Origin of the sequence: Streptomyces sp. NL15-2K, from assembly GCF_030551255.1 — a bacterium.
In the GTDB taxonomy this organism is placed as follows: domain Bacteria; phylum Actinomycetota; class Actinomycetes; order Streptomycetales; family Streptomycetaceae; genus Streptomyces.
Genome location: NZ_CP130632.1, coordinates 1 through 11,596, shown reverse-complemented (window position 1 = coordinate 11,596; position 11,596 = coordinate 1). Strand labels below are relative to the sequence as shown.

At 65.8% G+C, this 11,596-nt stretch carries 12 protein-coding genes; 5 read left to right on the top strand and 7 right to left on the bottom strand.

What is annotated here, in order from left to right:
- The 3 genes from Q4V64_RS54580 to Q4V64_RS54570 form a co-directional block, all read left to right on the top strand.
- On the top strand, positions 1–1,010 hold a 1,010-nt coding region (locus Q4V64_RS54580; RefSeq protein ID WP_303716110.1), incomplete at its 5' end, for a hypothetical protein.
- Positions 1,011–1,230: 220 nt separating this feature from the next.
- Positions 1,231–2,679, top strand: coding sequence for a recombinase family protein (locus Q4V64_RS54575; RefSeq protein ID WP_124441537.1), 1,449 nt, complete (start codon positions 1,231–1,233; stop codon positions 2,677–2,679).
- A 162-nt stretch (positions 2,680–2,841) separates the two neighbouring features.
- Positions 2,842–3,291 (top strand): hypothetical protein, encoded by a 450-nt coding sequence (locus Q4V64_RS54570; RefSeq protein ID WP_124441536.1) that lies wholly within the window; start codon positions 2,842–2,844, stop codon positions 3,289–3,291.
- A gap of 137 nt (positions 3,292–3,428) precedes the next feature.
- Here the strand turns inward: Q4V64_RS54570 and Q4V64_RS54565 are convergent, their stop codons facing one another.
- The 4 genes from Q4V64_RS54565 to Q4V64_RS54550 form a co-directional block, all read right to left on the bottom strand.
- On the bottom strand, positions 3,429–4,778 hold the full coding sequence (locus Q4V64_RS54565) for a replication initiator (protein ID WP_124441535.1): 1,350 nt from the start codon (positions 4,776–4,778) through the stop codon (positions 3,429–3,431).
- 295 nt (positions 4,779–5,073) lie between these two features.
- Positions 5,074–5,271 carry a hypothetical protein gene (locus tag Q4V64_RS54560; protein WP_124441534.1) on the bottom strand — a complete coding sequence of 66 codons (198 nt, stop codon included), beginning with the start codon at positions 5,269–5,271 and terminating at the stop codon, positions 5,074–5,076.
- Complete coding sequence (locus Q4V64_RS54555; protein WP_124441533.1) at positions 5,268–6,569, bottom strand: FtsK/SpoIIIE domain-containing protein; 1,302 nt, start codon at positions 6,567–6,569, stop codon at positions 5,268–5,270. The genes Q4V64_RS54560 and Q4V64_RS54555 overlap by 4 nt, the downstream gene beginning before the upstream one ends.
- The gene (locus tag Q4V64_RS54550) at positions 6,569–6,916 is read right to left on the bottom strand and encodes a hypothetical protein (protein ID WP_124441532.1); all 348 of its coding nucleotides are present in this window, start codon (positions 6,914–6,916) and stop codon (positions 6,569–6,571) included. Before Q4V64_RS54550 ends, Q4V64_RS54555 begins: the two co-directional genes overlap by 1 nt.
- A 165-nt stretch (positions 6,917–7,081) precedes the next feature.
- Here Q4V64_RS54550 and Q4V64_RS54545 point away from each other — a divergent pair, with 165 nt between their 5' ends.
- Complete coding sequence (locus Q4V64_RS54545) at positions 7,082–7,861, top strand: GntR family transcriptional regulator (protein ID WP_124441531.1); 780 nt, start codon at positions 7,082–7,084, stop codon at positions 7,859–7,861.
- 407 nt (positions 7,862–8,268) lie between these two features.
- Here the strand turns inward: Q4V64_RS54545 and Q4V64_RS54540 are convergent, their stop codons facing one another.
- Together Q4V64_RS54540 and Q4V64_RS54535 are read right to left on the bottom strand one after the other, a co-directional pair.
- On the bottom strand, positions 8,269–8,568 hold the full coding sequence (locus Q4V64_RS54540) for a hypothetical protein (RefSeq protein WP_124441530.1): 300 nt from the start codon (positions 8,566–8,568) through the stop codon (positions 8,269–8,271).
- 321 nt (positions 8,569–8,889) lie between these two features.
- Positions 8,890–9,456, bottom strand: a complete 567-nt coding sequence (locus Q4V64_RS54535) for an ATP-binding protein (RefSeq protein WP_124441529.1) — start codon at positions 9,454–9,456, stop codon at positions 8,890–8,892.
- A 105-nt stretch (positions 9,457–9,561) separates the two neighbouring features.
- Here Q4V64_RS54535 and Q4V64_RS54530 point away from each other — a divergent pair, with 105 nt between their 5' ends.
- Positions 9,562–11,007 (top strand): tetratricopeptide repeat protein, encoded by a 1,446-nt coding sequence (locus Q4V64_RS54530; protein WP_253267095.1) that lies wholly within the window; start codon positions 9,562–9,564, stop codon positions 11,005–11,007.
- 246 nt (positions 11,008–11,253) lie between these two features.
- Here the strand turns inward: Q4V64_RS54530 and Q4V64_RS54525 are convergent.
- Positions 11,254–11,596, bottom strand: a 343-nt coding sequence (locus tag Q4V64_RS54525) for a hypothetical protein (RefSeq protein ID WP_303716108.1), incomplete at its 5' end; no start/stop codon positions are given.

The window sequence follows — 11,596 nt, the reverse complement described above, 5'->3', positions numbered from 1 at the left end:
GAAACGACATTGAAGCTGCCATCGAAGACCCCGTAAAGCTTCGGTGGATTCTGCACACGAAACATCAGCGGCTAGTCCGGATGGCCGAGGTTTGGTTCCACGACTCAGTTTTAACCCGCGCCTACTCCCGCTGGCAGGAACCTGAAGATGATCACTCTCAGTTGATGAGCGTTAACGGCGGACCAATTCCATGGGTCGCCAATAGTACTGACTTCAAAAGCCCCGTGTTCGGCCATCTACACATTCCCCTCGATGAATTGGAGAGGCGCGGCGTTGCCGTTGTTGACCTGTTTCCCGCCATTCGGTCGTTGGCGTCCTTGCGGCAGCTCCTGATCGACCTTCACGAAAACGGAAAGTGTGATGGAGCTTTCCGATGGACGCTATCTAAGCGACCTAAAGCATTGCATGGAATCGGTCGCCCCTCATTGACTGATCTTTTGTCGTCCGAGAACGGATACGAGGGTCAACGCGCAACTCTGCACTGTTACGGATCAAGTGGCGACGAGTTCTGGAGCCTCTCAGTCGATATACATGACGAGGGCGAAGTTGACAACTGCGACTTGTCCTTCGTCATGCAGCAGCTACCACTCGACACGACGCGCTTTCAACATATCACTGACACTTTTGGGAGCTGGATGGAGAGTCGAGTTTCATGGGACCATGGAGTCAACTTCGCCCATGGACGCATCGACCCAGCCATCGAACTTGAAATCGCAGGCTATATAACCTCAAGAGAGGTTACATCTTCCGGCGAGGAGCAGCTACGGGTAACAGGGGTATTGGCACATAATCCGCTCAAAAATGGAACGCCTTTTCCGAAAAGTATCGGGATTGGTCCCAGCTGGAACGAAATTTCATACGTCCTATGCGACGTGGCTCCCCATTGCGCATGGAAGGAACGTAAGGGCAGGTACATGTTGACTGGTTGGGTTTCTGCTTTCGCAGCAGGAAGTGTGGTAGTTGCGCTCGAAGGAGCCAGGAATCCTCCTCGGCAGTATTGGAACCAGTAATCAGAAGTCGCTGAGTAGCGCAGCGAAAGCCCACTTCCGAGTGCGGTCCGACGAGCCTTCAAGGCCCGGCAGAGGCATCCGCGACTCCCGCTACGGTGCTTGCTGCACCTACTGGCCGCCTGGGTGTACAGGATGCCCTCACCCAGCCCCTTGGCCAGCCAAGTTATTACCGCATGAACCGAGGTTGACTGATGTCATAGCGGGCTCGTACGGTGTTTCCATGAGTCGATCGAAGTTAGCCAAGGCCGTGATCACCCCGGGCGAGCCCGCAGCGATCTACTGCCGGATCTCCCACGCCCGGGACGAGGACCAGACCGGAGTGGACCGGCAGGAACGCATCTGCCGGGAGATCGCGCAACGGCTTCAGCTCCGTGTCGAAGCGGCCCACGTCTACGTGGACAACAACCGCTCTGCGTGGCAGCGCAACCGCAAGCGGCCCGGGTGGGAAGAGATGTTGAAGGCGATGGGGGAAGGGGAGATCCGGCACGTCATCGTCTACCACCCCGACCGCCTTATGCGGCAGCCGAAGGACCTCGAAGAGCTTCTCTCAATAGCCGATGACAAGCGCGTCCTGCTACACGGCGAGGCGAACCGGCGGGATCTGTCGGACCCCGATGACCGGTTCATTCTCCGCATCGAGGTGGCCCACGCGTGCCGCTCGTCCGACGACACGTCACGACGACTGAAGGACGCTCTCAAGGACAAGGCCCGCGAGGGCAAGCCGCACGTGGGCAACCGTCCCTACGGCTACACCAGCAACGGTCAGGCGATCATCGAGGATGAGGCAAAGATCGTCCGCGAAGTCTTCCGGCGGTATCTGGACGGCGACTCACCTCAGCTCATAGCTGAGGACCTGACCATGCGGGGAGTGCCCACTTCCAAGGGCAAAGTGTGGCAGCCGGAGAACGTACGCCATCTGCTGTCGTCCAACTTCGTGGCGGGTGTCCGGATCCACCAGGGCGAAGAAGTGGGAACCGGGACGTGGCCCGCCATCATCGATCGCGGCCAGTGGGACGAGGTTCAGCGGCTCAGGGGATACCGAGCCAAGCAATCCAGGGACGGGCAGAAGCGGCCGGTCCGGGACTACCTGTTGCGCGGAGTCGCGACGTGCTCATGCGGAGCCCGCATGGCCGGTACGAACAGCGTGCGGTACGCCTACTACCGGTGCACGCGCGCCGACGAAGTCGGCCAGCAGAAGTGCGGACGTTCCGTATCCGCCGTACCCCTGGAAGCCTTCGCGCGGGATGTGGCGATCAAGGTTCTGACCAAGCTGGACACCTCGGGCTACGAACCCGCCACGACCACGCGTCCCGAGGCTGACGTTCTCGCGGACGAGAAGGACCGGGCGAAGCTGGAAGAGCTGAAACAGCTTTGGCTCAACGATGACGACTTCACGACTGCCGATTTCCAATCCATGCGTGCGCCCATCCTCAAGCGGATGAAGGAGCGGCAGCGGAAGACCGTCAAACGCCCTATTGCCGTCCTGGAGGGGATCGCCGGACCGGACGCCGAAGTCAACTGGGAGCGCCTGGAGAAAGAGGAGGACTACGCACGCATGAACGCGATCTATCGTTTCCTGTTCGCTGCCGTGGTCGTCCGTCCGCCGACGAGGAAGGGCAGGGGGTTCGACACCAACCGCGTGGACATCAAGCCGAACCCGCTGGACTAGGGCCTGTCCGGGCGATCAATGAGATTTTCAACAGTGACGTGACCTGTTGCGATATCGTCCCGTCACTGCTGTGGGGAGGGCGGGAACGTCATGGATTGGTTATCGGCTGAAGCAGTGGGTGCCTCTGCGGCCGCGCTGGCGTTTGGAGTGTCCGCGTGGTCCATGTTCTACCTGGCCAAGCAGACGAAAGCAGCCGCCGAGCAGACGCGAGCCGCTACCGAGCAGACCCGGGCGGCCACGGAGCAGACGAGGATCAGCAATGCTGTGGCTGCCGTCTCGGCGAACGACATGGTGCTCCGTTCGCTGCGTGAGGTGCACGTCCTGATGCTCCAATTCCCCGGCTCACGCGGGTGCTTCTACGACGGCAAGCCATTGCCCGAGGAAGCGGACGAGCGCGATGCGATCATCACTATCGCCGAACTGCTCGCTGACGTTTTGAGCAACGGCATGCACGTCCACCGAGAGATCCCCCACAGCACCAGCGCCGAGCCGTGGGAAGCCTACTGCCGACACATGCTGGAAAGCGGCCCGGTACTGCAGGATCTGGTGCGCACACACCTCGATTGGTGGACTTACCTCCCCGCCCTGCTCCCGGCGAACCAGTCGGCATAACTGCGGATCTTAGGAATCCCTCGGTGCAGGTCCGAGGAGCCGCGCGAGTCGCGCAGCGCTCTTCGGCCCTATGCGTGTGGGGAACTTGGCCGCTTGGCGCTCGACCGCCCGAGCCCACTGCTCGTTGTGGCGTCTCGTCACCGGGACACCTCACGTTCATCGCGAGCGATCTCGCTGCTCGCGGCGAGGTCTTCGGCGACTCCAGCGGCGATGAGGGCGGCGCCGGGAGTGTGGCCGGAGCCGACGTAGCGCCAATTCCGCTCGGTGACGGTGTCGAGGATGTCGGCGTGGCCGACGTGGTGCGCGCGTTCGGCGCGGAGGGCAGCGTACGTCGTCGAGTACGCGCGCGACTTGGTCAGGATGTGGCCCCGGTAGCCGAGCGTGTGAGCCCAGGTACGGAGGTGCAGGGGCGCGTACTCGGGGAGGCCGCCGAGGCGCCAGCAGGTCCGCATGAGGGCGCGGACGTGTCCGCTCACGGGTGCCGTGTCGATGTCGGCCCAGGTGGTGAGCTTGTGGTCGGTGCCGGCGCCTGTCTCGTCCGCTCCTTTGGTGACGTACTTGGCGACGTATGCGGCTACGGCGTCATCGTCGGGGCCGTCGCCGTCGGCGCGCAGCTGTCGGGCGTCGATCTGGGAGCCCCAGCGCAGCACCAGCTCACCCACGGCGGGGCTGTAGGGGGTGCGGACCAGGACCCGACGGGCCGAAGTCTGCACGGCATCGGTGAGCCGGTCGGCGGTGCCCCAGGCCGGGGGGTCATCAGCCGGTCCGTCCGGGCCGTCGAGCCGGACGACGGCATGCACGTGGACGGCCGCCCGCTTCTGGTACTCGGCGACGCGGGCGAAGGACAACCGCGCGTGCTGGGCGAACCGGGACTGCACGATGCCTGCCGAGGTGGCGAGGCGGCGCCGGACGTCGATGACGAACCGGTCCCACAGCTTGGAGGCGTGCGCGTGCCAGAGCACGTGGGCGGTGTAGTCGTAGCAGTCCGGGCAGATTGGTTGGCCGACGAGGGGATCGGCCGCGTCGTGAACGGCGCCGCAGCCGAGGGAGCGGCCGTGGTCACAGGTGCCGCGGTCGCGGCGAGGTCGGCACTGCTCACCAGTCCGGTGGACCGGCCCGAAGGACGGGGCGGTGAGGGTGACGAACAGGCGGGGCCGGGTGCGCACGGTGGCGGGGACGTTCTTGCCGCCGATCAGGCCCGCGCGGACGAGGTGGAAGGTGTCGCCCGCGTGGAGCCGGGAGCAGGCCGGGCAGATGGTTGCGCGGCGGTTGCGGCAGCGGATCAGGAGGCGTTCGCCGGGTTCGCTGCGAGTGTCGTAGTGGTGGAGGATCTCGCCGGTTGTCCCGTCCAGGACGGTGGTGGAGCCGGTCAGGTGGACGGGGTGGGAGCAGCCGCCGGTTGCGGTGATCTGCTCCAGCCAGCGCGGGAATTGAGGGCCTTGGGCGATGCGAATTGCGTCGCGGTCTGCTTCGGGGAGCTGACGCAGGCGCGCCGCGCGGTTGAGGACGGCGCGCCGGTCAGCCGGGGTGTACTCCGGGGTGATGGTGGTGACCTTCCGGGGTGGGCCGCCGAGGCGGCACGGGTGATGGGTGGTGGTGCGCCGTTGGTCATGGGGATCACTCCGTTGTGTGGGTGGGGTGGGCGGGGCTCAGCGGATGGTTCCGGTGCCCCGGCAGACGCGGCAGCGCCGCGACCGTCCGGTCCAGGTCTTCCGGGCTCCGTCGCCCTTGCAGTGGGGGCACCTCACGCGAGGCATGGGCATGGCCGTGCTTCCTTTCTGCTCAGGTGTGGGAGAAGCCGTTGATCAACCAGGTCAGGAGGCCGTGGACGGTGAAGAGCACCGGGGTCTGACCGAGGTAGAGGCCGAAGAGGCCGACGCAGACCGCTTCCCAGGCGCGGACGTCGCGGGAGCGGACGAGGAGGACGGTGATGATCCCGAAGATCACCGCGAACGTGAACGCCGTACCTTCGCTGATCACTTGTCGTCTCCTTCCAGCACCGCCAAGGCGCGGTCGAGGGCGGGCAGTTCCGGGGTCATGGCCGCGTGCTTCCGGGCCGTCGACACGGCCTCTTCGGTGGTCGTGAGGTGGGAGCGGGCGCGGCTCCAGCCGCCGTCCGGGCCGGTGCAGACGGCCACGCCCCGCTCCTCGGCTGTGATCGCTTGGGCGACGGCCACGGCGTCCTTGTTGAGGTCGCCCAAGGCCATCTCTGCCGTGCCGGGATCGTTGACCCGGTGGCAGATGCGACCGCCGAGTTGGGCCCGCAGGGCCGTGACGCCGGGCCCGAGGTCGGAGCCGACGCGTTGTCCGGCGACGACCAGGTGCAGGCCGAGGGCCGCCCCGAGCTGCGCCAGGCGCAGCAGGAGTGTGGAGCACTGTTCGGTTTCCGCCTTGCTGTCGCGGGTGCCGTCGGCCAGGTACAGCTCCGCGATCTCGTCGACGATCACGACGACGGGTATGGGCCTCAGCTTGTCGGGCAGCTCCCAGATCGAGCGGACACCCGCCGACCGGCACGCGCTCATCCGGTCCTGCATGTCGACGACCAGCGCGCTCAGCACGGCGACTGCTTCGCGTCGGCAGGTCGCCAGCGCGCTCAGCCGTCCGGTGAACAGGCCAAGTTCCATGCCGCCCTTGCAGTCGATGCCGACCAGGGCGACAGGCTGGGGCGCGAGTTGGGTGATCAGCCGGGCCAGCAGGGTGGACTTGCCTGACCGGGTGGCCCCGGCGATGAGCCAGTGCGGTACCAACCGCAGGTTCATCACCCACGCGCCGCCCGTTTCCAGCGCGCCGATGAGGGCGGAGAGCAGCTCGGTCGGGGCGGTGGCTAAGCCGGGCCGCTGAAGCGGATCAGTGGCCGTCGCCGTCAGCAGCACGAGGCCGCGTTCCGGCGAGGCGACCCGTACCGCGTGGACCTTCCACGCGTGTACGAGCGCATCGGCCGCCTTCATGTAGGTCGCGGGGGTCTGGCCCGCGTGCAGCCGTACGGCCACGGTCAGCCCCAGGCGGGTGGCACGCGGGAACGACAGCCGCGGAGCCACCGGCCGCACCGGATCACCCTTGACCAGCAGGTGCCCGACCAGCGTGCGCGCCGGAAGGCGGGACACGGAGAGGTCGTTGAGCATGGCGACCCGCCGCCAGGTGAACAGCACCCGGCACGCGGTCACCGGGTAGCCGACGACGTACCAGTGCCAGGCCGGACGGTGCCGCCGCACCAGGTCGCCGACGACGAGCACCCACGCGAGTACTGCCAGGGCGAAGGCAAGCAGGATCGGCTCCATCAGGCGTCACCGCCCTTGGAGTGCGCCGCCGTGCCGTGCACGGGCGTGATCGCGTCGGCCCGGAAGCTGACGCCGTGCCGGTCGCCCATTGACCAGGCGAACGCGGTCAGTCCGGTGACCTTGACGATCTGGCCTTCCTCGATGCCTTTGGGCTGACCGCTCACGGCGATCTCGATGACGGAGATACGCCGTCGGTCCTGCCGCACGGTGACGGCCACGGTGTAGACGGGGTTGCCGTCCCGGTCCTTCTTCACCTCCTGTGTCTCGGGGTTGCTGAGCTTTGCTTCGGGCGCGATGGCGCACCGCAGTACGCCGAGCCGCGCCGTGTCCACGGGAATGGACTGCATTGTGTTTGGCCTCCCTGGCCAATCGGGACGCCAGCGAGATGCTGACGTCACTTGTCCTTACGAGTTACGACTATGAAGTGCTGTACGGCGAGAGTGCAACTACTTATGCTGACGAGTGATGTCGCTCGTGCGACGTGACTACGACCTCAACCCGGAGATGCCGAGATGTCAGAGATCCAGCGCCCCGGAGCCCTCTACCAGCAGGTGGCCGCCGCCATCCGCGAGGCGATCCTGTCCGGCGAGTTCACGCCGGATTCCCTGCTGCCGTCCGAAGCTCAGCTCATGGCGCGCTACGGCGTCTCCCGTCCCACCGTCCGCAACGCCATCGCAGCCCTGCGAGCGGAAGGGCTGATCGACGTCCGGCACGGCAAGGGCAGCTTCGTACGCTCCGACGGCCAACCAGCGCTCACCCTCGAACGCCGCGTCAGCCGCACACCCGACGGCCGATTCGTGATGCCCAACGGCGACGTCTGGGACGAGGCCGAGGAGCCCAGCACGTATCGCACGCACACCACCAAGGCCACCGGCCGACTGCTCCAACTCGACGAGGAAGAAGCACTGTTCGGCTGTGACCGGCTGCTGATCGACGCCGCCACCGGCACGCGCGCGATGCACCGGACGTTGATCCCGTTCGAGGTGGCTGAGGCTGTTCCCATGCTGGCGGAGGAACCATGCAAGCGTCCGGCAGCGATCTACTGGGTACTCACCCAGGCCGGACACAAGCTGTGGTGGTCGGAGACGGTCCGCGCCCGCATGCCGCTGCCCGACGAGCGCACCACACTCCAGCTCCCGGACGCGACCCCGATACTGCACCTTGTCCGCGTCGCGCACGGCACCGACGACCGCCCGCTGATCCTCGAAGAGCTCAGCGTCGGTGCGGACCGCGCCGAACTCTCCTACCGGATCACCGCCGACAAGCAGCCCACCGGACGCGCCCGCACCTGAGGACCAACGGCCATCGGTCGAAACAACCTTCACTTCCTCAAGGGCGTGCCTCCGGCACGCCGGGGCGCCCGGCCGCCCCGGCCGGGCGTGCGGCGTGACCGCCGGTCCCGTCCGGTCACCCGGCGCCCCACACCGCAATACGCCCAAGGAGTCGAAGCGTCGACCGGCCACGGTGGCCCGGGGCGTGGGTGGCTGGGGGTCGACGGCCTCCGAGACTTTAGGCAGCTCCCATGGGGCGAGCCTCGAAGAACAGGGGGCCGATCGGGCTATTGCGGGCAGCTCCAAGGACTGCCCGATCCGCTGGCGAGCGTAAGGCCCCCTGTTCACTCGCCCCATGGCAGCTACCGCCCAAAGTCTCTGCGGCCGGCGACGTGCCCACGCGCGCCGCTCACCAGCGAAAAGGCCCCTCACACCGCACCGCCGTCGCCATCGGCGAGCGCCTCCAGGAGCCCGGCGAGCCGGTCAACAGCGTCCGGCCAGCCCGCCAGCCGCACGACCCCGCGCCCGCCCTCGTTCGTCGAGGCGACAGCCCGTAACTCGGACAGCCCGAACCCGGCACCGAGGAACGCCCGATTCAGCCGGTCTGCGGACTCCCGCGCCTCGCGCCAGCCCGCCATGTAGTCGACATCCGGCACCCACAGACCGAAGTCCGCGCCCGCGACATCATCGAGGCCATTGCTCAGCCAGCCCTCATCCGCGCCAGTCACCTTGCCCACCTCTGCCCTGATCTAGATAACGGGTCATCAACTCTCTTTGGCCCAGGGCAGATGCACAGCACAACGGCCCCGGTACCATCAGGCACCGGGGATCTTCGCGTTCCCCAGCCGGGCCACCCTTGTGCTTTCCAGGGCTAGGGGTGGCCCGGTCCGGTGTTCGGTTGTCGAAGCGGGCCTCCTGAGGCCGAGTGGGGAGCTCGGCGGATCGTCCCAGGAGGCCACGCCCCGTTCGCCGGAGGAATCACCCTCCAGCCCCGGGCAGCCGCCCGCTACCGTCGCGAAAGACACGAGGAAGCGACGGCCCGGAGATCATCAGTGCGGTCTGTGCTTGCCTTCGCCGTCCAGATCGAAGCGGCACCAGACCGTCTTGCCTCCGCCCTCCTTCGGCGTCCACCAGACCGCCGCCCCCACCCGCTGAGTGATCATCAATCCACGGCCGCTGTCGGGTAAGACAGCTTCCATCAGCTCCCCCGTCAACTCCGGGCAGAGCGCGTCGCCCATGGGAAGCAGAGGGGGTGTCGAGTCCTCATCCGCGACGCCGATGAAGAGCCACCTCGGATAGAGCTTGAAGGTCACATCGATACGCCGACAGCCGCCGGGACGGGCCAGATGACGCTCCGGCACCACATGGTTCACCACATTCCCGACCAGTTCCGAGACGGCCAGCCGGGCGTCAGACACGACCTCACCCACAATCACCCCGCGCAGGAACACGGCCACCGTGTCCCGCGCGATGCGTGCCGCGTCCCCGCACTCGGCGAACAGCGTCAGAGCCAGGAAGCGCCCGTCGGATGACGGATCCGGCACCGCGAACCAGTGAGCGTACGCCTCCAGTTCCTGCGCTACGTGTTCATGCCGCCGCGCATTTCTCGCGTCCATGACATGGTCCCGTCTCAGCTCACGTCTGCCGAGGCCCTCCCGGCAGGGTGACGAGAGTGCACCCCCTGCCCCGGCTGCCGCTCCCCCCTCTTGGGGACCCCCCTCATGGGTACACTCGCGAGACAGACCGTGAAGCGAAGATCGAAAGAGAAGATCAACCAACAAGAGACGTCAGGTCAATCACAATGGGGAAGTGAGATGACCGAAGCTGCACCGACACCGGCAGCTCTGCCTCCGCACGTGCTGGAACGCGCGGACGTGCGGTCGGCGATCGCCAACCACGACTTCGGTGAAGTCTTCAGACTGGCCAAGATCCACGGCCACATCAGCTACGCCAAGATCTCCGAGGCCATCGGCTACAAGCGCGAGCACATCGGCAAGATGGCCCGGCCCGAGACCGACGGCAAGGGCGTTCGCCCACGGATCACCCAGTTCCACAAGATCCTCGAAGTCGTCGATGGACTGCGCATCCCTGGTCATCTCGCAGGTGTCGCCCCACGCCCGTGGGAGTTGGAACGACCGGCCACCCCATCCAGGCTTGACGACCCCAGCGCCTTGATCGCACAAGGTGGCGCCGGATTGTGGGACATCGCCGAGATGCTACGGCGGACGGAGATGTCCAGCATCAACAGCGCCGCCCTGGAGTCGATCGAGCAGGGCATTGACCAACTGGCCCGCGCGTACCCGTACGCCGATGCCGACTACCTTCACGAGCGCACCCGGAACGGCTTGCAATACGTCACCAAGCAACTCGAAGGCCGGATGACCCTTCGACAGCACCGGGAACTACTCGTCGATACCGGATGGCTGTTCCTGCTGAACGCGTGTGTCCAGTACGACCGTGGCCAGCGCGAGGCCGCGAACCTCAGTAAGGCCGCTGCACTCCGCATAGGCGAGGAGGCCGGACACGGCGAGATCAAGGCTTGGGCGTGGGAGATAGAGGCGTGGTTCGCTCTCACCCAGAGCCGTTGGCAAGACATGCTCGACGCCGTCGAGGCCGGGCACGCCTCGGACCAGACGCATTCCGTCGGCGTGCAGTTGTACGCGCACAAGGCACGCGCCGCCGCCCGCATGGGAGACGCCCGACTGGTCCGTGACTCACTGGATGCCGGACGCGCACGCCTGGACCGGCTACCCCGCCCGGACCACCCGGAACACCACTTCATCATTGACCCGGACAAGTGGGACTTCTACGAGATGGACGCCTATCGTCTACTCGGAGACGACGAACGCTCCGCCGCCCACGCCCGATCAGTGATCCGCATCAGCACCGGCCCCGGCGGAACCGAGATCTCACCTATGCGCGCCGCAGAGGCACGCCTCACTCTCGGAGTCGCCGCCGCCCGCACGGGCGAGATCGAAGAAGCCATCGGCATGGGAACCAAGGCCCTCGAAGCCGACCGCAAGTCCCTCCCGTCTCTGCTTTTAGTCGCCGACGAGTTGGATAAGGAACTCCGGTCCCGCTACCCGCGCGAAGCCGCCACACGCGACTTCCACGAACAGATCATGACCATCAAGCGGGGGGCAGCCGGGCCCGAACTTCCGTTCTGAACTGACTGCCCACGGTCCGGGTCCATGCTTCCGGCGGGAAGCGGGTTCCGGTGTAGCGCCACCGCGCACACCTTGAATCTAGAGTGCCGATTAGCTCGACACCTCTGCCCAGGCATTCTTGCAGGAAAGTGGAATTCTCGACGCTGAGGCCTGGAAATAATCCAAAGCTTCTATACGACGACCTCTTCCATTGCACCGAATCAGGAGACTTGACACGTGAGAATCACTCCGTTTGACGAGTTCCGATCACTGGAGAACGGAAAAACCCCACAGCGTCGCGGAATTGAATTCGAGCGTTTCCTGTTGCGCCTCCTGCGCATAGCTGGACTCCGAGCAGAGCGAGATTCCTCGATTTCCCCACCGAGGCAGACTGATCTTGTCGCCTCCTATGGAGGACAAACGTACCTCATCGAAGCGAAATGGGAAAGCAAGCCCGTATCGATTGACGTGGTCGACGCGGTAGAGGCACGCCTTCGCCGGACATCTCCATCTGTCGTCGGCGTAATCGTCAGCATGTCCGGATTCAGCTCTACATGCCTTGAAGAGGTCGTTCGCAAAAGAGGAGATCGAGCGATCATCCTGATGGATC

What these genes read in the sequence shown, in the direction of transcription:
- Q4V64_RS54575 (WP_124441537.1), top strand. Translation starts at nt 1,231, where the DNA reads ATGAGTCGATCGAAGTTAGCCAAGGCCGTGATCACCCCGGGCGAGCCC.
- Q4V64_RS54550 (WP_124441532.1), bottom strand. Translation starts at nt 6,916, where the DNA reads ATGCAGTCCATTCCCGTGGACACGGCGCGGCTCGGCGTACTGCGGTGC.
- Q4V64_RS54545 (WP_124441531.1), top strand. Translation starts at nt 7,082, where the DNA reads ATGTCAGAGATCCAGCGCCCCGGAGCCCTCTACCAGCAGGTGGCCGCC.
- Q4V64_RS54530 (WP_253267095.1), top strand. Translation starts at nt 9,562, where the DNA reads ATGGGTACACTCGCGAGACAGACCGTGAAGCGAAGATCGAAAGAGAAG.
- Q4V64_RS54555 (WP_124441533.1), bottom strand. Translation starts at nt 6,569, where the DNA reads ATGGAGCCGATCCTGCTTGCCTTCGCCCTGGCAGTACTCGCGTGGGTG.
- Q4V64_RS54535 (WP_124441529.1), bottom strand. Translation starts at nt 9,456, where the DNA reads ATGGACGCGAGAAATGCGCGGCGGCATGAACACGTAGCGCAGGAACTG.
- Q4V64_RS54570 (WP_124441536.1), top strand. Translation starts at nt 2,842, where the DNA reads ATGTTCTACCTGGCCAAGCAGACGAAAGCAGCCGCCGAGCAGACGCGA.